The organism is Ilumatobacter sp. (genome assembly GCF_046290335.1).
In the GTDB taxonomy this organism is placed as follows: domain Bacteria; phylum Actinomycetota; class Acidimicrobiia; order Acidimicrobiales; family Ilumatobacteraceae; genus Ilumatobacter_A.
This window is the reverse complement of record NZ_JBKAGH010000003.1, coordinates 693,424-717,209: the sequence shown is the minus strand read 5'-3', so window position 1 is coordinate 717,209 and position 23,786 is coordinate 693,424. Positions and strand designations below refer to the sequence as shown.

Annotated in this window: 17 protein-coding genes; 10 read left to right on the top strand and 7 right to left on the bottom strand. The window is 68.2% G+C overall.

Features of this window, described 5'->3' with window-relative positions:
- Nucleotides 1-44: 44 nt before the first annotated feature.
- Complete coding sequence (locus ACE37B_RS15850; RefSeq protein ID WP_409924293.1) at nt 45-752, top strand: hypothetical protein; 708 nt, start codon at nt 45-47, stop codon at nt 750-752.
- A 46-nt stretch (nt 753-798) separates the two neighbouring features.
- Nucleotides 799-1,917 (top strand): serine/threonine-protein kinase, encoded by a 1,119-nt coding sequence (locus tag ACE37B_RS15845; RefSeq protein ID WP_409924292.1) that lies wholly within the window; start codon nt 799-801, stop codon nt 1,915-1,917.
- Nucleotides 1,918-1,989: 72 nt separating this feature from the next.
- Here the strand turns inward: ACE37B_RS15845 and ACE37B_RS15840 are convergent, their stop codons facing one another.
- A complete protein-coding gene (locus ACE37B_RS15840; protein WP_409924291.1) occupies nt 1,990-3,237 on the bottom strand; it encodes a hypothetical protein in 1,248 nt (415 codons plus the stop codon).
- A gap of 319 nt (nt 3,238-3,556) precedes the next feature.
- Between ACE37B_RS15840 and ACE37B_RS15835 the strand changes: the two genes are divergently transcribed.
- Both ACE37B_RS15835 and ACE37B_RS15830 read left to right on the top strand, forming a co-directional pair.
- Nucleotides 3,557-4,825, top strand: coding sequence for an alpha/beta hydrolase family protein (locus ACE37B_RS15835; RefSeq protein ID WP_409924290.1), 1,269 nt, complete (start codon nt 3,557-3,559; stop codon nt 4,823-4,825).
- 195 nt (nt 4,826-5,020) lie between these two features.
- The gene (locus ACE37B_RS15830) at nt 5,021-6,388 is read left to right on the top strand and encodes a hypothetical protein (RefSeq protein WP_409924289.1); all 1,368 of its coding nucleotides are present in this window, start codon (nt 5,021-5,023) and stop codon (nt 6,386-6,388) included.
- Between the two features lie 82 nt (nt 6,389-6,470).
- Here the strand turns inward: ACE37B_RS15830 and ACE37B_RS15825 are convergent, their stop codons facing one another.
- Entirely contained in the window at nt 6,471-11,546 is a 5,076-nt protein-coding gene (locus ACE37B_RS15825; RefSeq protein WP_409924288.1) for a hypothetical protein, read from the bottom strand.
- A 209-nt stretch (nt 11,547-11,755) separates the two neighbouring features.
- On the opposite strand from ACE37B_RS15825, the gene ACE37B_RS15820 reads away from it, so the two are divergent.
- The gene (locus ACE37B_RS15820) at nt 11,756-13,867 is read left to right on the top strand and encodes a protein kinase domain-containing protein (protein WP_409924287.1); all 2,112 of its coding nucleotides are present in this window, start codon (nt 11,756-11,758) and stop codon (nt 13,865-13,867) included.
- Nucleotides 13,868-13,912: 45 nt separating this feature from the next.
- Here ACE37B_RS15820 and ACE37B_RS15815 read toward each other — a convergent pair whose 3' ends face one another.
- Complete coding sequence (locus tag ACE37B_RS15815; RefSeq protein WP_409924286.1) at nt 13,913-14,998, bottom strand: adenylate/guanylate cyclase domain-containing protein; 1,086 nt, start codon at nt 14,996-14,998, stop codon at nt 13,913-13,915.
- Between the two features lie 283 nt (nt 14,999-15,281).
- On the opposite strand from ACE37B_RS15815, the gene ACE37B_RS15810 reads away from it, so the two are divergent.
- From ACE37B_RS15810 to ACE37B_RS15795, 4 genes are all read left to right on the top strand, one after another.
- Nucleotides 15,282-16,145 carry a hypothetical protein gene (locus ACE37B_RS15810; RefSeq protein ID WP_409924285.1) on the top strand — a complete coding sequence of 288 codons (864 nt, stop codon included), beginning with the start codon at nt 15,282-15,284 and terminating at the stop codon, nt 16,143-16,145.
- Between the two features lie 192 nt (nt 16,146-16,337).
- Nucleotides 16,338-16,796, top strand: coding sequence for a GNAT family N-acetyltransferase (locus ACE37B_RS15805; protein ID WP_409924284.1), 459 nt, complete (start codon nt 16,338-16,340; stop codon nt 16,794-16,796).
- Nucleotides 16,797-16,915: 119 nt separating this feature from the next.
- Nucleotides 16,916-18,940: a DEAD/DEAH box helicase gene (locus tag ACE37B_RS15800; protein WP_409924283.1), complete on the top strand. Its 2,025-nt coding sequence runs from the start codon at nt 16,916-16,918 to the stop codon at nt 18,938-18,940.
- Nucleotides 18,941-19,301: 361 nt separating this feature from the next.
- On the top strand, nt 19,302-20,177 hold the full coding sequence (locus tag ACE37B_RS15795) for an SMP-30/gluconolactonase/LRE family protein (RefSeq protein WP_409924282.1): 876 nt from the start codon (nt 19,302-19,304) through the stop codon (nt 20,175-20,177).
- Between the two features lie 90 nt (nt 20,178-20,267).
- Here the strand turns inward: ACE37B_RS15795 and ACE37B_RS15790 are convergent, their stop codons facing one another.
- From ACE37B_RS15790 to ACE37B_RS15775, 4 genes are all read right to left on the bottom strand, one after another.
- Nucleotides 20,268-20,816, bottom strand: a complete 549-nt coding sequence (locus ACE37B_RS15790; protein ID WP_409924281.1) for a VOC family protein — start codon at nt 20,814-20,816, stop codon at nt 20,268-20,270.
- Between the two features lie 52 nt (nt 20,817-20,868).
- Nucleotides 20,869-21,312 carry a type II 3-dehydroquinate dehydratase gene (gene aroQ, locus ACE37B_RS15785; protein WP_409924280.1) on the bottom strand — a complete coding sequence of 148 codons (444 nt, stop codon included), beginning with the start codon at nt 21,310-21,312 and terminating at the stop codon, nt 20,869-20,871.
- A 35-nt stretch (nt 21,313-21,347) separates the two neighbouring features.
- Nucleotides 21,348-22,547, bottom strand: a complete 1,200-nt coding sequence (locus ACE37B_RS15780) for a prolyl oligopeptidase family serine peptidase (protein WP_409924279.1) — start codon at nt 22,545-22,547, stop codon at nt 21,348-21,350.
- Nucleotides 22,548-22,622: 75 nt separating this feature from the next.
- On the bottom strand, nt 22,623-23,285 hold the full coding sequence (locus tag ACE37B_RS15775) for a hypothetical protein (RefSeq protein WP_409924278.1): 663 nt from the start codon (nt 23,283-23,285) through the stop codon (nt 22,623-22,625).
- 99 nt (nt 23,286-23,384) lie between these two features.
- On the opposite strand from ACE37B_RS15775, the gene ACE37B_RS15770 reads away from it, so the two are divergent.
- Nucleotides 23,385-23,771 carry a cupredoxin domain-containing protein gene (locus ACE37B_RS15770; protein WP_409924277.1) on the top strand — a complete coding sequence of 129 codons (387 nt, stop codon included), beginning with the start codon at nt 23,385-23,387 and terminating at the stop codon, nt 23,769-23,771.
- Nucleotides 23,772-23,786: the final 15 nt, after the last annotated feature.

Below are 23,786 nucleotides of genomic sequence, written 5' to 3'. Positions count from 1 at the left end.
GTGCAGCAGGACCGAGCGAGCCGGATGGAATACGGTGAGCGGCGATGACCTTGAGTCTGGACTACTGCGGCGAGGCGATCGACATCGACCGGCTGCCCTTCACGATCGGGCGAGACGCCGACTTCGTCATCGACGACAACCCGTACCTGCATCGCCGATTCCTCGAACTGCTCACCGACGGCCACGGCGAGCCGATGCTCCGCAACGTCGGTTCGCAACTCGTGGCCACCATCGCCGATCCGGAGGGTCGCATGGAGGCGATGCTCGGCCCCGGCGCCGTGATGCCACTCGTGTACGGCGAAACGCTCGTGCGGTTCCAGGCCGGATCGACCACCTACGAGTTCATGATCGAGCGAGCATCGGCCGCGCCCGTTCCCGATCTCACCGCGCCCGACGACGACGGCACCGCAACGATGGGACGAATCGAACTGACCCGAGATCAGAAGCTGCTCGTCTTGTCGATCTCGGAGTCGGCGCTGCGCGTCGGCGGCAACGCAGCCGCCCACATTCCGACGACTGCCGAGGCTGCTCGGCGGATCGGTTGGAAGACCACCAAGTACAACCGCAAGCTCGACAACGTCTGCGAGAAACTCGCCAACCTCGGCATCCGCGGCCTGCACGGCGACGCCGGATCGCATGCGTCCAACCGCAAGGCGCGACTCGTCGAGTACGTCTTGTCGTCTCGCATCGTCACCAAAGACGACCTGTGGCTCCTCGATGACGAACTGGCCGCAGCGAACGGCGACCGGTGACACCGACTCGGGTCCACGGCGGCGCTCGACGGGGATCGAGCGGCCCATGAACGTCGTGGGGTTCGACGACCTCGTACGCGTCGGGAGCGGCGGGATCGGCGACGTGTACCGAGCGACGCGCGCGTCGACCGGCACGGTCGTCGCCATCAAGGAGCTGCGCGCCGACGGCAACGCCGACGCCCGCCTCCGACGAGCCAACCGCGAACTCACGGCACTGGCGAGCCTGCGCGGGCATCCGTATGTCGTCAATCTGGAAGAGGTCGTGCGAACACCGGCAGGCGCGGTGTTGCTGGTGATGGAGTACTCGCCCGGCGGGTCGCTCGACGATCGCAGCGCTGCCGTCGGTGGCATGCTGCCGTTCGCCGAGGTGCTCCTCGTGGGGTCGCACGCATCCGACGCGCTCGCCGCTGCGCACGAGGCCGGCATCGTGCATCGCGACATCAAGCCACAGAATCTGCTCGTCGGCACGTTCGGCCAGGTCAAGGTGTGCGATTTCGGTATCGCCTCGATCGCTTCGTCCGACGACTTCGCCACCAAGACCAATGCGGTCTCGTACCGCTACGCGAGCCCGGAGGAACTACGCGGCGACGCCACCGTCACCCCGACGACCGACGTGTACTCGCTCGGCGTCACGCTGGCCAAGCTGCTGACCAACCGCCACTTCAACCACGAGACGGCGATCCATCTCGCCGATGTCGACGCGACCCCCGGACTCGCTGGCGACGCGACCACCGAGGCCGAACGCGAGCTGCGACGCCTGCTCCAACGGTGTCTGGCCCATCGAGCGACGGCGCGGCCGACGGCCAACGAACTGCAGAGCGCGATCGACGACCTCGCGGCATCGCTCGGTAGCGAACGTCTTCAGCGCCTCGACTCGGTCGAGCGGCCCGCAGCAACGCACGTCGCAGCCGGGCCGCCCACTCGCGACGAGGCCGGCCACCAGCCCGGACAGGGAGCCGGGCGCGCTGGCGACGATCGCTCGTCGTCGGCGCGTACTCGCTCGACGGCGTGGATGTGGTCACTTGCGATCGTGATGTGGCTGGTCGTCGCCGTGCTCGCCGTGATCTACCTCAGCGGATCCGCCGACGCTGCCGGCGAGCCGATCGGCGCACCGCCGCACGCGACCGTCGACCTCCGTCACGGGGTACAGCCTTCGTCTGTGTGACCGCCAAGGATCGCCCATGGATCGGCCATGGATCGGCCATGGATCGGCCGTCGTCCGGTCGTCGGCGGTCCGTCAGCAATCCCGGAGGAGGGCGTCCGAGATCGTGATCTCGAGGGTCCGCGTCATTCCGGCGTAGCTGCCGGCCGGATTGCCGACCGCCGTCGCATCGATCCGCAGGCCGGCGTCGACCTCGGAGGGTTGCGCCTCGGGGTCCGAGCCGCCGAACGACGCGTCGGGAGCGGAGTAGGCCACCGCGAGTGACGCACCGGCGTTGGGGAGGGCCGTGACGATGCCGAACTCGGCGGTCACCGCGCGATAGCCGACCGACTCGCGCATCTCACCGTTCTCATCGGGTGCGAAGACGGTGCCGAAACACACGTCGAGCAGGGCGCGTTCGGTCGGAAAGTCGGGGTTCGCCGGGTCGGTCTCGACGATCGTCCCTGCGCACGGCCCCGACTCGGTCCCGGTGGGGTTGACCGAGACCGGGAAACCGCCGTCGCCCTGGAACACGATCGCGCCGAACCCGTCGGCGCCGAAGTCGACGAGTTCATCGGCCTCGCCGTCGAAGAATTCGACTCCGCTGACCCCACCCTCGTCGAACCAGCGCTCGATGAAGCTCGGCAATCCACCCTCCTCGTAGACGTAACTCGTCACCGAGTACCCGACAAACGGCGTCGACTGGCACACCCGAACGATCGGGTACTCCACGTCGAAGACTCGGACGGTGCCCGGCGATGCGGCCGCGATGCCGTCGGGGCTGGTGGTCGGCGGCGGCTCGGTGGTGGCGGGCTCGGTGGTGGCGGGCTCGGTGGTCGCGGGCTCGGTCGGCGGCACCGTGGCGCTACCGGGATCGATCGTGGTCTCGGTCGGCGAGATCGTGGTCGTGGCGAGCGGCTCGCCGAGCGTCGTGGCGACGCCGGGCACCGTCGACTCCACCAGCAGGGTCGACGGCACGAGCACGTCGTCGGCGGACGGTTCGTCATCACCACCGAAGGCGAACACGGCGACCAGCGCGATCACGAGACCGGCGACGAGGCCGACACCGGCGGGCAGGAGCCAGGCGGGGCGGCCCGGTGTATCGCCACCCGGGCCACCGAACTGGCCGGGCCCCGTGGGGCCGCCTGGCGGAATCGAGCCGGGCGGCAGCGACCCCGAGCCGGTCGCTGTCGCGAGCGGGAGCAGTGTGGCATCGCCGTGAGGGTTCGGGAGCGTGTCGTCGTCGCGTCCCGATCCGCTGGCCACCGGGGGCACCGGTGGGAGATCGGAGCCACCGTTGCCCGTCGCAGATGCTCCACCAGCGGCGTCGTCATTCGAAGTCATGGTCGGATTCTCGCAGGCGGCTCGTCGTCGCAGCGTCGATGCTCCAGCGCGATGCGGGTCGGTCTCGTCGTACATGTCATCTCCTGTGCTGCTCGGCCAGCGCTCGGGCCGGCCGTCTGGCCGCTCGTCGGGCCGCTCGTCGGGCCGCTCGTGGGGACCGCGAGCGGTCGCTCGGGTCGTGATCGATCCTCCACGGAACCGGCAGTCGACGACATGGGGAGAATTCCCCGGTCGAGACGCCCGGTTGCGTGCCCGTATGTCCGGAGATCCGTCTCGGCCGACCTCATCGGAGCACCCGACGGGATCTACGCTCCCGCTCATGCGTTCCATCCTCGCTCTCGCCGCCGTCGCAGCTCTCACGCTCGCAGCGTGCGGTTCCGACTCCGAATCGAGTTCCGGCGCCGACACCACGGCGCCCGCCGCCGAGACCACCGACGCGCCCGCCACCACCGAGGCACCTGAGACCACCGAGGCACCGGCGCCCGAGACGACCGAGGCTCCCGCCACCACTGCGGCGCCTGAGACGACGACCACGGAGGCACCCGCGACCACGGTGGCCGAAACACCCGCAGTGACTGCCGCCGACCTGGCGGCGACCGGACCGTATGCCGTCGGTGTCACCACCCGAGCGCTCCCCGAGGGGAACCCGGTCGAGGTCTGGTATCCGGCGACCGACGCCGCCCGAGGCGGGGTCGATGCCTATCGCGTCCGAGACTTCCTGCCGCCGGCGATCGCCGACCTCATCCCCGCCGACGTGAACGACAGCCGCTCGATCGACGCCACCCGCGACGCCGCCGTATCGACCGACGGCCCGTTCCCGGTGGTGCTGTTCAGCCACGGCGCCAGTTCGTTCCGCCTGCAGTCGAGTGTGCTCGCGCAACACCTTGCGTCATGGGGCATGGTCGTGGCGTCGACCGACCATCCGTCGCGAGATCTCCTCAACCAGTTCGGCGGCACGAGCGAGGGCCAGCCGCCGTCGGTCGACGACTTCCGTTCGATGCGCACGTACCTCACGACGCTCGATGACGACCCGATCGTCGGCGGCGCGCTCGACAACGACCGCGTCGCCCTCGGCGGCCACTCGGCGGGCGGCGGCACCGTCGTCCAGATGGCCGGCGACGACGGAATCCTCGGCTACGTGTCGTACGCGTCGGGACTCGGCGACGAGGCCCCCGGCGTCCCGTCGCTGTTCATGGCCGGTGAGCTCGACGCGATCGTCTCGCCGACGGAACGGACCGTCCCGGCGTTCGAGCGGGCCCCGGCGCCGTCGTGGTTGTGGTCGTTCGCCGACTCCGGCCATCTCGCCTTCTCCGACCTGTGCGCGGTCGGTGACGGCAACGCCACGCTGATCGACCTGGCCGAAGCCGCCGGTCTCGGTGCCGTGATCGACGATCGCCTTCGCACGCTCGGCACCGACGGCTGCGAAGATCCGAACCGCCCGGTGGAAGAGGTCTGGCCCGGCATCCACCAGGCGACCACCGGCTTCTACCGCTGGGTGTTCGGGATCGACGAGGCCCCGATCGGCCTCGACGCCTCGGTGGTCACCGATGGTGTGACCGTCACCGAGAAGCTCGCCGCCGCCGAGTGACCTGAACGTCTTCGTCGACGACCGGGGTGGCGACGCTGCGCTGGCATTCGTCCCGGATGTCGTCACTCGTGTCGTCACTCATGTCGTCGCGGGCATCCGGCGCGCGTCGGCTGCGGATCTTCCCGGAGCGAGCCGTCGTGCTGGGCTACGTTCTCACCCAGCCGCGAGCGTGCGGCGACGAGCGGAGGGAACCCGATGAGAAGTCGAGCAGCAGCAATCCTCGCGATGATCGCAGCAGGAGTCGGATTCGTCGGCGTCGCCGACACGGTCGAGGCGGGCGAGCCGACCGAGGCGAGCATCGACTTGATCGTCGAAGTGAGCCCGTTCCGAGTCGACCCGGACTCGGCCGCTGCCGGAGACGCACTCACGCTGCAGCTGACCGATGAGGGGACACCAGTCGCCGGATGTATTCCGTCGGGCGCTGGCGCCGAACGTCGCCTGACATGCGGCGAGAACACCGCCAGCCTGCAAGACGGCGGCACGTACTCCCTCGAGGTCCTCGGCATCTCTCCCGGCTACTACGTCAGCACCGTCGAGTGTCTTGCCAACGAGACACCCATCGTGACCCCCGATGAACTGCCGATCGACGTGACGTTCCAATCAGGGGCCGATGTCACCTGCTTCGTCGAGATCGAACGCGGACCCGTGCTCTACATCGACAAGGTCGTCAGCGGCGGGCCGCTCGGGTCGAGCGACTTCCCGCTCGAGATCTACGACGCCGACGGCGCCCTCGTCGAGACCGGCGCGATCACGGACCCGTCCAACGACGTGTGCTCCTTCGAACCACTGATCCAACTTCCGCCAGGGCTGATCGACACCGATCTCTGCGCGGGGGTGCGGTTGGCTCCGGGCACCTACACGCTCGGCGAGGTCCTGCCCGACTACGGCTACGAGGCGGTCTTCGTGACCTGCGAGATCGACTCGCAGGGCGGACGCGAGGTCCTTCCGTCTCCGGCGTTCGACGTCACGCACGGCGAGATCCCGTTCGCCGACACCCTCTGCACGCTGCGCAACGAATACGTCACGGAACTCGTCCGAGCCGACATCGAGATCGTCAACGATTCGGGCGGCTCGGCAACCGGCGCGGACTTCACGATCGAGGTGTACGACTCGGCCGGCACGATCGTTGCGTCCGGCGTAGATCCCGCACCAGGCGTCGGCAACGCATCGTTCGAAGCCGTCCTTCCCATCGGGGCGTACACCTTCGGTGTGGCGGGCCCCGAGGGCTACGAGGCGAGCGCGACCGTCACCCCCGTCGTCGACGACGACCAGACCGAGGTGATCGACGACGCGTCGGCCCAGTTCTCGCTGAGCCGCGACCTGGGTGTCGCCGGCGTGATCGTCGTCGACGACCAGGTCGCTCCGACCACGACGACGACCACGACGACGACCACGACGGTTGCGCCGACCACCGCTGCCCCGACCACCGCGGCGCCGACCACGACCATCGTGATGTTGCTTCCAGAGACCGGCCAATCCGATTCGATGCTGCCGCTGATGCTGGTCGCGTTGCTCCTCATCGGCTTCGGAGGCGCTGCGATCGCATCGACCCGGCGCACCTGATCGCACGGCTCGCCGCCACCACCCCAGCCACCCGATGAGAACCCACGCGACCTGGTCGCACCGGTCCTCATCGCTCCGTGGGTCAGACGGTGAGGCGTTTGCGACTCGCGGCGGAGGGGGCGAACAGGAACGCTCCGGCGGCCATCACGACGAACATCACGATCACCGTCATGTTGCTGCCAGCCGGGGCTCCCTCGTCCTGCTCGAACACGACGGCGCGCACCTCGCTGATGGTCTCGCCGTCGCAGCGCACCTCGATGACGTGGTCGCCGAGTCCGAGCGCTGACGGCTCGATCTGATCGACCCGCTGCTGAGGCACCCCATTGACGAGGATCATCACCTCGCCGTCGCAGTCGATCTCCACCGGGATCGGATCGCCGATGTCGACGAAGACGTCATCGGGACCGTCGGTGGTGATCATCGCCGACGGTGGCTCGTCGTTCGTGCCGGGCTCGCCAGGCGGCTGACTGCTGGGTGGCGCATCGCTTGGCGGATCGCCAGCGGGCGGATCCTCCGACGGCGGCAGCGTGGTCGGCACCTCGCCGTCCGGAGTGGTGTCCGGCGTCGTGTCACTCGTCGGCACTGTCGTCGGCGTCCCACTCGGCGGGGCGAACGGGGCCGGCGGCAGCGCCGTCGTCGGCGATGGCACGGTGAGGATCGGCGTCACGCCGGGCGTCGTGGTCGCCGGCGTATCGCCGGGTGTCGTGGGCGGCACCGGACCGGGGAGGGAGCCACCCGGCATCGTCGTCGGTGTCGTGGTGGGCGGTGTCGTGGTGGGCGTGGTGGATGGCGTTGTGGTGGATGGTGTCGTGGTGGATGGTGTCGTGGTGGGCGTGGTCGTCGGGGTCGGCGGGGACGTCGTGGCGTAGGTGCTGACGAAGGTGCAGGTCACCGACGAGCCACCGCCGAGCGTCACGCTCTGCGAGGTGTCGAACAGCGCGGCGAGCAACGGTCGATGGTGCAAACCGACCGAGCCACCAGGCGTCAACCCTCCCGCCGGTCGCGGTGTGGTGATCGGACCGCACGAACTGTCCACCGTCGCGGCGCCCAGCGTGCTCGTCTGCGTCATCGTCACGAGCGAGTCGACCGCGACCGCTACCGTCACCGATCCGGTGCGTCCGAGCGAGGGGGTCGACGGCCCCGCGACGACGTTCGAGATGGAGAACGGCCACGCCGTCACCGTCGTCGGGCCGACCACCGAGTTACGCAGGGTCAGGTTTGCCGCCGTGTTCGTCATCAGGCAGGTCACGCTGGCGGACACGCCGGAGAGCGTGACCGACCCGTCAGCATTCGTCGCGCCACCGGGGCACGAGATCGACGTCGCGAAGGCTTCGGACCCACCTCGAGCAGCGATCGTGACATCGCCGCCTCCGGTGACCAGCACCGATGCCGATCCGTTCGTCGGCACGGTCACGGTTTCGATCAGGTTCGACACCGGTCCGACGACCGGCGGCCGGGCACCCAACGCCCCACCGGTGGCCACCGACGGACGGGGACGTTCCAGGATCGGGCCCCCGTCGCCGCCGCGGGCGAGATCTCCGTCGAACTCCACGTCGATGCCGGGGAACTGCGCCGGGATCTGGACTTCGCCGAGATCGAGTTCGCTCTCCACCACGACCTCGTAGCTCGACACGAACGTCGCGCTGTTGACGATGAGGCACTCATAGCTGGTGCGGTCGCCGGGCAGGGTCACCGACGCTCCGGCGAACGGTCCGGTCGGCGGGACCACCGCCGCGCCGCCCGCGTCGAGGCGCGTACACACGGTCGTGGCGTCGTAGGGACCCGTATCGAGTTCGGTCACATCGACCGTCTGGGCAGGGGGAATCACGAACGTCTCGCGGTCGCCGTCTTGCAACGAGACCCCGTCGGTGCCGCCGACCGTTGCGTCGACCTCGATGTCGAACGTGTCGAAGCCACCGATCACGGCCGGCTCCACGGACTTCTCGACCGTGACCGTGCGAGCTTCGAAGCTCAAGGAACAGTCGGTGTCGGCGCTCGGCGTGAACGTGAGCGGCTGGTTCACCTCCGACAGCGCACCACAGGTGATCCGGTACTCGAAGCCATCGAAGCCGGAGAACCCGTCGATCCGCTCGATCGTGATCTCCGGTGTCGCCTGTTCCACGCGGAACTCGGGACGGTCACCATCGCTGACCCAGATGCGCTGCTCTGCTCCGATTCCATTCGGGCTCTGCAGGCCGTCTCCGGACACTCGCATGAAGAACTCGTACTGGTCCGACAGGTCGACCGGACCGGTCGACACGTCGACGTCGACCGAGACCGTGTGACTCGGGCCGGCCGGAACGTTGCGGAAGCTGCAGACGATCTCGTCCCCCGGGTTCGGCTGGGGCGTCGCGACGTTGCCGGACTCCCACACGGTGGTCGGGTCGCCGATCGTCGTGTCGAGGCACGAAGTGAACGTGAGGAAGCCGGGAACGGGCGTCTGCGTGATCGTCGGATCGGCGACCAACGGATCGAGTTCGAGCTCGGTCAGATTGCCATGTGACTGAGCGAAGGCGTCCGGCCCCACGGTCACCGACCCCGCCGGGTCGACGGTGTAGTCGAACACCTGGGGCAGTCCGGCCGGCACCGTCTCGGTGAACACCGTGATGCTCGGGGGCGTGTTCCCGTTGAGGAACGAGCAACTCACCACGCCTCCAGCCGCCGGGGTGGTGAACGTCTGGCTGAGCGAGGTCGTGTCCGGATCGAAGCCGCACGACGACTGCGTCCGGAAACCGGTGAGCGTTGATTGCGTGACCGTGACGTCGGCGTCGTTGTCGAGGATGAAGCTGACGCTTCCGCTGCCGCCGGTGATCGTCCGCACCGACGGGCCGGACGTGACCGCGGATGCCGGTTCGACCGTGATCGTCACCGACTCGGTCCCGTCGGACGGGTCGATGTCGACGTAGACGTCGAGCGCCGTCGGCGGTTCGACCAACTCGTTCGTCAGCGAGCAGGACACGGCGGCGCCGTCGGCGATGGTGACGGTGACCTGGTTGCGCCAGAAGTAGTTGCCGTCGACACCGAACGGGGTCCGGGTGATCGTCGAGGTGGCAGCCGGACCGCAGTCGATGCCGGTGAGCTGCGTGTCGAACGGCGTCGTCTCGATGACGACGTGCTCGCCGACAGCGAGGTCGTTCACCGTAACGGGACCGCCGTCGACGCTCAGTTCGAACTCGGCGATCGGGTACGCACCGAGCAACACCTCGACGTCGTAGTCGTAGAACTGGTCCGGGCTGGTCGCCTTCGTGAGGGTGAGCGAGCCGGAGCCGGTCGCCGGATTCTCGTCGGCCAGCGCCTGGCAGCTGATTCCCTCGCCGAGCAGCAGGTCGAACGTGGTCGTGTTGCCGATCTGGGTACCGCAGCTCCATGTGATGTCGAGACCCTGATCGTCGACGACGGTGAGCGAGTACTGCCCGCGGTCGGGCAGCGTGATCCCGACACCACTCGGATCGCTGGCCGTGGTGAAGTCGATGGTGTCGAGCAGCGCGTTGGTCGTGGCGTCGCGAAGCTCGACGGAGAGATCCGCATACAGCGCCGGGTCGACGACGAGGAGCCGCTGCGACACGGTAACGGTCGGGGGCCCGGCGGGCACCGACGTGAAGGTGCACACCACGTCGATGCCGGGGTTTGCCGCGACACGAACGAACGACGTGCCGGACGCACTCACCGACGACGCGATGATCGATGCCGGCTCGGTGCCGCCGCCGTCGAGAAGTCGGACACAGTCGAGCGACTCGAGCACGTACTCCGGCACCGCTGCGCGCTCGACCAGCACCGACTGGTTGAACGCCACGCCGAGCGTCTGTGTCTGTCCGTCGGCGAGCGAGAACGCCGACGGCCCGGTCGAGATGCTCGATGTCGGCGATGCCGTGTAGTCGGCCGGCGGTGCGCCGGCTCCGTCGGGGTCGACGTCTTCGACGATCGTGACGGTGCCGAGCGTGTCGTAGACGAACTGGCAGGTGGTGGTCTCGCCCGCCCGCATCCGGAAGTTGGAGATGGTGGCGTCGGCCCGGAAGGGATTCCAATCGAGGAAGAAGCCCGATGCGACGGCGTTGCTGCAATCGACGTCGACGAGCCATCCACCGACCACCGACGCCCCGGTGATGAACAGCGACTGCCCCTGCCACGTCGTCAACGTCGTCGACTGGCCATGCGACAACGTGCCGCCCGCCCCCGGGGTCATCGTGGTCGGGTTCTGTCGGGTGCCGTACACGATGTCGTAGGTCGCGGTCGCGGCCGGCATCTTCGGGAACACGTGCTCGATGACCAACGTCGACGGGGTGGGATTCGTCAACGTCAGCGTGCAGTCCATCCGAGTGTCGTCGGGCGTGACGAACACCTGGAGAAGCGAAGCGGTCGAAGTCTGTGGCACCGTCGAGTCATCGCCGACGCACGACCAGAACGTGTCGAGACCGAAGGGCGTGACCTGCACGATGTAGTCACCATCGTCGGGGCGGATGACGTCGGGCGAACGTTCACCATCTCGCAGCTGGAACGTGTCTCGTGTCAGGACGGTCTCGCTGATCGTGAGGGACCACGGCACGTCGTATCCGAACGTGTCGGTGACCTCGAGCCCCACCGTCCACGCCGTCGGCTGACCGGCCGCGTTGGCGACCGGCAGCCCCGGAGCGCTGTTACGACCTGGCGCAACCGTCGTAGCGGGCGCCGTCGTGGCCGCCGGCACCGACGTCGTCGTCTCGACCGTCGTGGCCGCGGGCACCGTCGTCGTCGTCTCGATCATCGTGATCGCCGGCACCGTCGTGGTCGTCTCGGGAACCGTCGTCTCCGGGATGGTCGTGGTCGTCGCCTCGGGCACCGACGTGGTCGTCTCGACCATCGTGATCGCCGGCACCGTCGTGGTCGTCTCGGGAACCGTCGTCTCCGGGATGGTCGTCGCCTCGGGAACCGTCGAGCTCGTCTCCGGGACGCTCGTCGTCTCGGGGGCCGTCGTGGTCGTCATCTCCGCAGCGCTCGTGGTGGTGGTCGTGACGGGGGTCGTGGTCGTGACGGGGATCGTGGTCGTCGTGGTCGTCGTCGAGTCGCCGCTGGCAACGGCGAAGCCGACAGGGCCGAGACCGACGGGGAGCACGGCGGCAGCAGCCAACAGCCGCGCGAGGCGACGATGCGCTGCCCCGCTGCGATGTGGAGTGCTCGACATGGACGACATGCTACGAAGTCGCCGTCAACACGCCGTGAACGTGCAACGCAAATGCTCCGTCGAACAGCGACAGAGTGGGTCAGACCCACTCTGTCGCCGACCGTCGCCGCCACCCCAAACCCTCGATCTTCACATGAGGTTCGCGCGGAACGACGTCGTGCCGGGTCCACGTCACGCCTGGTTGACGTGGGTTGGGTACGTTGACGGTCGTGAGCGGAACACCAACGGGCGACCAGCCTGACCGAACAGCGGGCGATTTCGCGGCGCTCGACGCACTCCTCCCCGAATATCGCATCGAACGCGAACTCGGTCGGGGCGCGATGGGGGTCGTGTACCTCGCCCGACACCGCAGCCTCGATCGGCTCGTCGCCGTGAAGGAGCTGCAGGGCTCGCTCGCCGCCGACCGAGCGACCCGCGATCGCTTCTCCGTCGAAGCCCGGGTGCTCGCCACGCTGAATCACCCACACGTGGTCCCCGTCTACGACTTCATCGAGCGCGACGACCACTGCGTCCTGATCATGGAGCAACTCCCGGGCGGCACGGTGTGGGACCAGTTCGTCGCGACCGGTCTCACGATGCCGCAGGCGACGGCGATCACCCTGGCGACCTGCTCGGCGATGCAGCACGCACACGACCAACAGGTGCTGCACCGAGACATCAAGCCCGAGAACCTGATGTTCGACGCCGACGGCGTCTTGAAGGTCACCGATTTCGGGATCGCGCGCATGGTGAACGGCACCAGCACCAAGGCGACGATCGCCGGATCGGTGCTCGGCACCCCGGCCTACATGGCCCCCGAACAGGCCGAGGGCAACCACGTCGGCCCGCCCGCCGACGTCTACGCCACCGCCACGATGTACTACGAGATGCTCTCGGGTCGGCTCCCGTTCGACCGCGCCGACTCCCTCGTCGCCATGCTCACCCAGCGGATCACCTCCGAGCCGCTCCCACTCCGCGACGTTGCACCCCGCGTCCCAACGCAACTGGCCGAGGTGACCATGCGCGGACTGGCCCGTTCGACGTCGGAGCGCTTCGGACAGGCCGAGGAGTTCGGCACGCGGCTCGCCGAGGCCGCCGTCGACGCGTGGGGGCCGGGATGGCTCGACGCGAGCGGGTTGGTCGTTCGCGGATCGGAACGAATCGGCCGGGCGGCCCGCACGCTTCGACCCGACGAGGCGCGCCGTCCCGAGATGCCGACGACCGACGGTGCGCGAAGCACCGTCGTCCGCGGATCCACCACTACGGCCGATGGCGCAGTCGATGGCGCGTCGTCGACGGTCATCGGGTCACCCGCAGACCGCGATCATGACCACCGCGATCGCGACGGCCGCGATCGTGACGGCCGGGCGGCGGGCGAGTCCTCGCCGCAGCCGCACGATCAGCAGCCGGAACCGACGCCACCGGAAGCGTCGACCGACCCGACGCCTGCAACCCCGTCGCCCCAACCGCCGCTGTCGGACGCGCCGGTCAAGCCGTTGCCGTCGGACCGCGACGTCGGCCGAGCCAAGGCGGCCGACGTCGATCGACTCATCGACATCTCCGAGGTGTTGGCTGCACCATCACGGCCGATCGCGCAATACGCCATCGCCGCCGCGCTGTTCGTCGCCGGGCTGGTCTGGGCGCTGGTCGGAGGCGGCACCGAGGAACCGGAATCGACCGGGTCCGGAGCACTCGCTGCGATTCTCGTCGAGGGAACACCCGTCGCGAACCTCGACGATCCCATCGAACTCGACCTCTCCGACACCATCACGGTCGACCGGGTGCTGCCCGGGCTTCGTGTATCGATGGCCTTCACCCAACTCGGCGTCGCGGTCGGATCGACCGACAGCATCGACGTCCAGGCCGGTGAAGCGGTCGAGCTCGATCCCGGATTCCTCGGCAACGTCACGTCGGGCGCATTGACGGCCTCGATCGATCTGACCGACACGGCGACGGGAGCCGCGCTCGGCTCGTCGACGTTCGCGGTGACCGCCACGAACCCGTGGTTCCTCACCGCAGCGGGCGTGATCTCGATCCTGCTCGCGCTGTTCGCCGTCGCCGGCATCGAGTCGAACCTGCGAGCGTTCCGTCGGGGTCGCAACGGCGTGACGTCGTTCGTCGGCCTCGCACTGACCGGCGCGCTGTTCGGCGCTGCGGCATCGGCCGGGCTCACCATCATCGCCGGCACCGCTCGCGGTCAGGCCGCCGTCATCGGGCCGGCGGCGCTGTGCGGGATCGGCGCGATCGCCCTCGGGCTCGCCGCCCGCGCCAACCGGCGCCGCCGCCGAGCAGCGAAGCAAGCACTCCGTCACACCGCGATCAAGGCGCTCGCCTCCCGCTGAGCACGAGGCGTAACGGTTTGTGTCTGACACAAACCGATACGGGGATCAGCGGTGGCGGGCCCAGTCCATCGGGTAGACGACCGCGTCGCCGATGCCCTTGAGATGCGCCTCGCGGCCCGGTTCGAAAACGACGTCGCCGCGAGAGGCGATGATCTCCTTGGTCAGCGACGACACGAGGATCTCACCACCCGCTGCGAGGTTCGCCACGCGAGCCGCGACCACGACGTGCTGACCGAAGAGGTCACCATCAGCGTCGGCCAACACCTCGCCGGTGTGCATGCCGATCCGGATCCGAACCGCTCGTTGTGGGTGCTTGCTCGAATGCTCGGTCAGATCGCGCTGCACGGCCATCATGCAGTCGAGCGCCCGACGAGCACCGGGGAACGACAGCATGAAGCCGTCGCCTTGGTTCTTGATGATCGTCCCGCCGAACTCGGTGACCCGCTTCGCAACGATCCGATTGTGGATGGCGAGCACCTCGAACCACGCCTGGTCGCCGAGCGCGACGTTACGTTCGGTCGACGACTCGATGTCGCTGAACACGATCGTGAGCGTTCCCTGGTCGGCGGGGAGCGACGCCAGGTCGAAGCCGTCGTCGACAGCGCTGGCTGCGACCATGTCGATCGAGGTGCGACGCATCTCGTCGTCGACCGAGACCGGGCGCTGCGGCGCCCAGATCGAGTCGTCAGATGGCGCAGATGGCGCAGGCGGCGCAGATGCTTCCGGCGGCGCCGGGACCGCGCCAGATGACTGGGGGGTGGCGACCATCGTGCGGGTCGGCTCGTCGGCCGGTCCGGCGACCACGGTGCCTTTCCCGTGACCACTTGGCGCCACCGATGCGGGGACGGGCGCATCGAGCCGAATCGTCGTCTCGCCGCACCGGACGACTTGGCCGGGTCCGAGCAGCGTCGGCGCCCGCAACGGCACCCCGTCGATCGTCGAGCCGTTGGTGCTCCCGAGATCGGCCACCGACACCGCGCCGTCCGCCGTATCGATCACCAGGTGCCGACGAGACACCTGCGGGTCGGCGAGGAGGACTCCTCGGCACTCGCGTCCGATCTCGAGTGGTCCGCGAACCGACACGAAGAGCGGCGGCTGATCGGGTTGGCGGATCTCGACGACGGGGTGCACATCCCGCAGCGTAGAACGCCGAGACCCGCCCACGTCGGACGCCGCCCGCGCAGGGGCTCCGTTCAGATGGGCCGACGATTCACGCATCGCTGACGTCGATGCGTCATGCTGGTGACAGACTCGGTGCTCCCGCACGACAACCGAGTGCCAGCGACCCGAACCTCACCATCTGGAACCGACCTCGACGATCGCCATGCAGCCGACCATCTCCTCTTCTCACCCGCGAGGCGGACACCCCGGCGCCACGCACCGACGCGCCTCGCGAACCGCTCGGCGTCGGTCGGTGCGCGCCGCTGGCATCGGTGTCATCGCGATGCTCACGTTCTCGGCGTGCGGCGAGAGCAACGAGCAGGTGATCGAGATCGAAGCAACGATCGACGAGATCGACCTCCGCGACGCCGACGCTGCCGATCCGCTCCCGCTGTCGATCGTGGAGTCCGAACTCAACATGACGATGGTCAACACGAGCGACGTGCCACAAGCGGTGCGGTACCTGCGCCTCGAGGGCGAGATGCTCGGGCTGACGTTCTTGACGTACACGACTCGGATCGCCGTCGAACTCGATCCTGGCGAGACCCGAGAGGTCACGGTTCCGCTCGACTTCTTCGACATCGACAGCCAGGCCCACGGCTACCTGCGAGCGAAACTCGCATTGTACGCACCGGGCGCCGACCGGGAGTTGCTCGCCACCGAGGACTTCGCCGTCGACGTTCGGGGGTCGGTCACCTCGACGATGGCGCTGTTCGCGTTGTTGCTGTTCGCAGCCACCGCCGGGTCGATCTACCTCAACCTGCAAGGGCTCGCGCGCCGCACGCTGCCGCCCAATCGATTTCGGCGAGCGCTGCGCTTCGCGGCGTCCGGGCTCGGGGTCGGCATGCTGCTCACCGTCGCGTTCTCGGTACTGCGGATCTTCCCGCTCCCATCGGTTGCCTGGTGGCCGCTGGTGATCGTTCCGACGGTGCTCGCCTTCGCGGCCGGCTACGCCGCCCCTGGCGCGACCGACGAGATCGATGTCGACGAACTCGACGACCTTCGCGAACTCGACGACACACTCACCGCTGTGGCAGCGGCCACCGCCGAGACCGAACTCGCCACGCCGAGCGAGCACGCCGACGAATCTGACGGTTCTGGCGATTCCGGTCGCTGAGCGCCTCGACTGTGCGTCACGACAACACGCGACCGTGACGCCGCGCTGCAGCGTGATCATGCACACGCCGCCACCCGATCGTGACCGAGGTGTTCATCGGGATGCCGCCAGACGACTGGTCAGATGGCTACACGGCGTGCATCTCGACGAAACATGGTCGACACGTCGGGCGGACAGCATCACGGTATGGAAATGATGTCAGCACTCGGACGGGTGACCGTTCCTGAACCGATCGTCGTGGCGATCGACCATCCGAGCCTGTTCGGCCTCGTGCAGCCCTTCCTCGATGCCCTCGAGGGTGGCGTCGACGGTACCGACACCGATGTCGTCGCCGACCTGTTGGGCCCGGCCGCAGCACGCTTCGGGATGATGCTCGACGGCACGCTGGTTGCGATGGCCACCGTGACCGCCGACGCACGGATCGCGATGGTCGCGCTGGCCGAGCACCGCGGTCGCGGCTTCGGAAGTCGACTGCTCGCGCACCTCGCCGAATGGGCTCGTCAGGAAGACGTCGGGCGACTCGTCATGCCGGCGAGCCGCCGCAGCCGTCGCGTCCGGATGCTTGCTCGACGCCACGGATGGACCGCCGTCGACATGGGCTCGGGCCGCATCGACCTCTTCTTCGACCGCCCTGCCCGACGTACCGGTTGACGCACCGAGTGACGTGACTGCTGGCTCGCTTGCGTCGACAACCGACGATGCAGGCGGTTCGCCCCTAACCTGGAATGGCTTCGAAACCACGGGGCACCAAAACCCCAGGGATCGAAGCGATGCACCAAGACGACACACTCGAACACACGGGCCATGACGCGTCCGACGACCTGGATGCCACGCCGGCGTCCTTGCCTGCACCCACCGCCGGCGAGCATTCCGTGCTCGATCGACTGCTGCTCGACGAGTCGCTCGACGACCCCGAACACGACGTCACGCACATCGAAGTCGACACGGACGAGATCGACACGGCGAGCGACGCAGACGCAACCGACGCAGACGCGATCGATGACGAACTCCTCGACGATGAAGTGATCGACGACGACGAACTCCTCGACGATGGCGTGATCCGGTTCGCGGACCTGGGTCTGTCGGAGGAATTGCTCGGCACGCTGGTCGCACTCGGGTACGACACTCCGACGCCGATCCAGGCCGAGTCGATCCCGCCGCTCCTCGACGGTTTCGATCTGCTGGGTCAAGCGGCGACCGGCACCGGCAAGACCGCCGCGTTTGCGTTGCCGATGCTCGACCGCGTCATCGGCGCGGGCAAGTCGAAGACGCCGTTCGGGCTGGTGCTCGTCCCCACGCGTGAACTCGCCAACCAGGTCGCCGAGGCGATGAAGCAGTACGGCGCTCAGCGCGGCGTGCGGATCGCGGCACTGTTCGGCGGTGCCAGCATCGGACCACAGTTCAGCCTGCTCAACGCTGGCGTCGACATCGTCATCGGCACGCCGGGACGCGTCCTCGACCATCTCAAGCGGGGTTCGCTCGACCTGGGTCGATGCGGCATGGTCGTGCTCGACGAAGCCGACGAGATGCTTGACATGGGGTTTGCCGAAGACCTGGAGGCGATTCTCGACGCTGCGCCACCGGAGCGTCAGACCGTGCTCTTTTCGGCCACGATGCCGAACCGCATCGACTCGATCGCCTCTCGTCAACTCAGCAACCCCGTTCGCATCAGCATCAAGCGTGCGACCGAGACGGCGGGCACGATCCCGAAGGTTCGCCAGACCGCGTACCTCAGCCACCGCGCCCACCGCGCTGCAGCGCTCGGCCGCATCCTCGACATGGAGTCGCCGGAAGCAGCGATCGTGTTCTGCCGCACTCGTGGCGACGTCGACGAACTCGTCGACGTGATGAACGCCCGCGGGTACCGGGCCGAAGCGCTCCATGGCGGCATGAGCCAGGATCAGCGCGACCGGGCGATGGGCCGCCTCAAGAGCGGGATCGCCACGCTGCTGATCGCCACCGACGTCGCGGCGCGCGGCATCGACGTCGACCACCTCAGCCACGTCGTCAACTTCGACATCCCTCAGACCACCGAGGCCTACACGCACCGCATCGGCCGAGTCGGCCGTGCCGGACGCGAAGGCATCGCCATCACGCTGGGCGGCCCGAAGGATCACCGCAAGATCAACAACATCGCACGACAGACCGGCCAGTCGATCTCGATCGAGAAGGTGCCGACGGTCAACGACCTCACGGCCAAGCGCATGGAGATCACGCGCGACGAAGTCGCGGCGAAGATCGGCGACCAGGATTCGATCGAGCTCTACCGCTCGATCGTGGAGACGCTGAGCGCCGAGCACGATCCGATCGACGTCGCGATCGCCGCCGTGCGCCTCGCTCACGAGGCGTCCGGGCGAACGAGCACGGAGCAGGACATTCCCGAGGTCAACGCTCGTTCGGAGAAGGGCGACCGGTACGGCGACCGTGACGACCGAGGCGATCGGAAGGGCCACCGAGGACAGCGCAACGACGGGCCGCGGGCAGATCGCGGACCGCGCGGTGACCGCGGTGAGCAGCGAGCGCTCCGCAATCCTGATGGCTCGCACCACGTCGAGGCGGGCTTCGTCAGCCTGCAGTTCAACCTCGGTCGATCCGCAGGTGTGCGACCCGGCGACCTGGTCGGCGCGATCGCCAACGAGGCGAGCATCAGCGGCAGCGACATCGGTGCGATCAAGATCAACGACAAATCGGCCTTCGTCCAGGTTCCCGAGCAGCACGCCGGCAAGGTGTTGCGCAGCATGGACGGCGCCAAGATCCGCAACAAGTCGGTCCGCGTCCGCCGAGCCAACAGCTGACCGTCACGCTTCGCCGCCGACGAGGTCCCGGACGAGCCGGAGGCCGAACGAGCTAGAGTCGTCGCCATGTTCGGCGGCAACATGGGGAATCCCAACCCGCTGAGGCAGCGATATCGGTGCCAGACCTGTGGCGAGCCGCGCCCTCCGTATCAGTTCTACTGCGACCGTCATCTCGACGACGGAGAGAAGCGGGACAAGCCGTTGCTGATCGATCGCCTCATGCGGCGGATGTTCGGCCGTTCCTAGCCAGGCGACTGCATCACCTGGTCGGGATCGATGCAGCGGCCGGCTCGCCAGCATCCATCACCGTCGACCGGCCCGCCGTTCGAAACGGGCGAACCGCACGACCTACGCTGCCGCGATGACCGATGCTGCAGCGACACCCGACTGGACCCTCGTGATCGACGGGATCGATTTCGGCGAGGGACCGCGGTGGCACGACGGCCGACTGTGGTTCAGCGACTTCTTCCAGCAGACGATCTCCTCGGTCGAGATCCACGCCGACGGGAGCGGCACTCGCCATGTCGAACTGGAGCATCACGAGCGTCCTTCCGGGCTCGGTTGGCTGCCAGACGGTCGGCTGGTGTTCGTCTCGATGATCGAGCGCAAGGTCCTGCGCCGCGAGCCCGACGGATCGGTCGTGGTCCACGCGGAGCTCGCCGACGCTGCCACCGGCAACTGCAACGACATGGTGGTCGGCGTGGATGGAACCATCTACGTAGGCAACTTCGGGTTCGACTTCGAAGCCGGCGATGAACCGCGCCCGACCCGGCTGTCGGTCGTGCGCCCCGACGGTTCGGTCGACGTGCACGACCACCTCGTGTTCTTCCCGAACGGAGCGGTGATCACACCCGATGACACGACGCTCATCGTCGGCGAGACCATGGGCGCGAAATACACCGCGTTCGCGATCGACGCCGACGGGAACCTCGGCGCGGGCAGCACGTGGGCGGAGGTGCCGGGGATGTTCCCCGACGGCTGCACGCTCGACGCAGCGGGCGGCATCTGGTTCTCCGACGCGCTCGGCAAGCAGGTCGTGCGAGTGATCGAGGGCGGCGAGATCACCCACCGCCTGGCGACGCCCGACAACACCTATGCGTGCATGCTCGGCGGCGATGACGGCGCAACGCTGTTCGTCCTCACCGGCGCCGCCGCCGACCCCGAACTCGCTCGAGGCACCGCGACCGGCACGATCGTGTCGACCCGCGTCGAGCACCCCCGCGCTGGCCGCCCCTGAACCTCCCACGCCAGACCGGCAGCGCCTGGATCAGGGTGCGGGGTGACGGTGCCGGGTTCACGGTGCTGGATTACGGCGCCGGATTGCGCGTCAGAGCACGGTCATGCCGTACATCTCGCCGAGCGGATCGGAGATGATCTCGATGCGTTCGCCGTCGGGGCCGGCGAAGTAGATCGACGTGTCTCCCGCCTCGAAGGTGGGGATACCGGCATCGGCGAGGCGCTGCTTCAGCACCAGCCAGTTGTCACGCGGTACGGAGATGGCGAGGTGATGATGCCCCCCGAGCACCTCGGCGTACTCGGTGAGGCCGAGGCCGGGGAAGTCGAAGAACGCGAGCGCGTTGCCGTTGCCGATGTCGAAGAAGAAGTGCGTCGACCCTTCGTAGTCGCGATTCTGGAACAGCTTGGTCAACGGGAACCCGAGCAAGCCTTGATAGAACTCGATCGTCTGCTCGACGTCGGAGGAGATCAGCGCCTGATGATGCACGCCGCGCGCGGTCGACGCCGGGCGTTGATCGGCGGGCAACAGGTACGTCGACCGCAGGCGCTCCCACTCGTCGGTGCGGTCGGGGTGGTCGCCGTCGTGGTCCGATCCGAAGTGCGGGGTCGCGGTCTCGGAACTCGCTTCATTTGTTGCCATCGCAACATTCTGCCACGTGATGGCCGAGTTGCAGCGTCGAGCCGGGACAGGCTCACGCAGCTTCGACGTGGCTGATGAGCGCGTCGAGCGCGAGCCGGTAGCTCGTCGCGCCGAAGCCGCCGATCACGCCGAGACACACCGCCGACAGCATCGACGTGTGCCGGAACTCCTCGCGAGCGTGCACGTTGGACAGGTGCGTCTCGACGACCGGCAACATGACCCCCGAGATCGCGTCGCGCAGCGCGATCGACGTGTGCGTGTAGGCGCCCGGATTGAACACGACCCCGACGCAGGTCGTTCGCGCTGCGTGCAGCGCGTCGACCAGTTCGCCTTCGACGTTCGATTGCACGGCCCGCAGGGTGTATCCCCGAGCCGCCGCCAGGTCGGTCAACTCGAGGACGATGTCGTCGAGGGTCGTGGTGCCGTACACCTCGGGCTCCCGTGTTCCGAGCAGGTTGAGGTTCGGCCCGTTGAGCACCAGGATCTCGCGCGACATGCGCCGAGCGTAGGCCCCCGTCGCCGCCCAGACCGTCAATCGAGAAAGTGCTGTCGCAGGAACTCCCAGCCATCGACCGTCGCGTCGACATCGGACGTGTGGAAGTCACCGCCGGGCAGCCCGTCGGCCGTCGGCGAGTTCGGCCACGTGTGGCCGCTCCCCGGGAGTTCGTAGAACGTCATCGGCACGCCGTCGGCACAGTCGAGATAGTCGTAGCGGATCGCCTCGGCGGTCTCTTCGACGCGTGAGGGTTCGACGGCGCAACCGTTGGTCGCGGCGAACTGTGCGAACTCGGCGGCAATGTCGTTGCTGAAGAACTCGTCGCTCACGATCCCGACGAGCGGGGAACGCCCGTTGCCGTCGAAGGGGACGATGTCGTCGTCGGTGCCGTGGAACGCGAGGAACGGCACCGGCCGGGTGGGCGTGCAACCGTCCGGGTGAGCGAGGCCACCGACCGCCACCGCCGCCGCGATGCGGTCCGCGAGGTGGCACACCAGCGACGCGGTGAAGAACCCTCCGTTCGACATCCCGGTCGAGTACACGCGTGCCGGATCTCCGCACCAGTCGGCGACGACCGAGTCGATCAACGCATCGACGAAGGCGATGTCGTCACGATCCGGGTCGTCGAACCCGTCGAACTCCCACGACGTTCCGGGACTGTTTCCACCCGCGACACCGGTGGCGTGGACGACGACGAAGCCCGCCTCTTCCGCCAGCGCCTCGTAGCCGCTGTAGACGGCCTGCGACGCACCGTCGGCACCGAGGCCGTGCCAGTTCAACACGACCGGCGCAGGCTCGACCGACAGCGAGTTCGGTACCACGATCCGCACGTCGCGAACCGCTCCTCCGGCATCGAGTTCGAAGGTGTCGAGGCCGCGCGGGACCTCCGCGCACGGCTGGCTCAGCTGACTGGTGGACGTCTCCTGCACCGGCTCTCGTCCCACCGTGCTCTCGACGGTCGCTGGTCCGGTGATCACGAACGGTGGCCTCGTCGTCGTCGATACCGTCGCGCCGTCGGTGCTCGCCGGGTCGATGGCGCCGGGATCGGCGACGGTGCCGACCGGATCGTCACCGTCGAGCTCGCCGATGACGGCGGTCGTCGCCGCAGAGTCCAGGGTCACCACCGCAGAGCTCGGCGTCGTGGTCGAGGGGGTATCCGGCACGGTGTCGCCACCCGAGGAGCTGCACGACGCAACGGTCAGGACGGCGAGCACGACCAGGAAGCGACGCATCATCGGGGGAGTCTGCCAGTTCCCCCGTTCACCCGGCCCGACACAGCGATCGACACCCACGCCGACGCAGACGCGAGCTCAGAGCACTGCGACGAGCAGCGCGATCGTCGCGGCAGCCGCTGCACCGGCGCCGGCGACCAACGCCGCCACGTGCCAGCGCACACCTGACTCGCCATCATCCGCTCGCACATCGAGCGGGGACGAATCGATGGTCGTCCCGATCGGCGGATCGATGGTGCCGACACGCTCGATCGTGTCGGGAAGGGGGTCCTCGAGCCGCAGCGGCCACGCCGTCTCCACCGAATTCGCCGGTGTCGTTCGAGAGAACGAACCGTCTGCGACGCGAGCGTCGAGACTCGGCGGGGGCAGCGGAGTCATCACCGCTACGACCGGACCGGACGGACGGGTCGGCTGAGCGAGGATCGAGTCAGGATGGGCCGCCAAGGCCCGCAGCGCGGCGAGTGCACGGTCGACATCAGGCGAACGAGCCGGAAGCGACAGCGTCGGCGGGGGAAGCACTGCCGGCGGAGCCGCCATCCAGGCGATGCGCGCCGTGGCCCGGGGGGCGGGCCACGGCGACAACGACATCGATGCGATCGGCTGACCGCGCGGTGGCGCCCACGGATCGAGCACGATCGCTCGCGGATCGGGCGCCGACCACATCTCCGTCCGGGAGCGACGCATCGGCGACGCGACCGCCATGCCCGCGGGCATGGGGAGGTGGTGGACTGCGGTGTTCATGCGCCAGACAGTTTCTCAGCCCACCTGACGCAACTGGTGGATGGTCGGCGCCGGTGGACGGTGCGCGTGATCGCGGTTGCGGGTTGCAAGACTGACCGAGTGCGACCCCGACTGCTCTCCACCCTCCTGATCGTCGGCGCGCTCGGACTCACGTCGTGCGGTGATCCCGATGCACCGGGATCCGGCCCCGCTCGCGACGTCGACCTCGAGGCGATCGAGTACGCGTTCCGATCCGATGACGTCATCACGATCGTCGCCGGCGACACGATCTCGTTCAACGTGCGCAACGCCGGACAGATCGATCATCAGCTCGAAGTATGGACCGCCGAGAACAAGGTGCTCGGTCGCACCGAACGGATACCACCCGGAGCGACTCGAAGCGTGACCGTGACCTTCGAGGAGGCAGGCACCTATCGCGTCATCTGCGACATCGACGACCACTTCAGCCGAGGTCAACAAGCTCGCTTCGACGTAGCCGACGCCTGAACCGCCGCAAGGCTG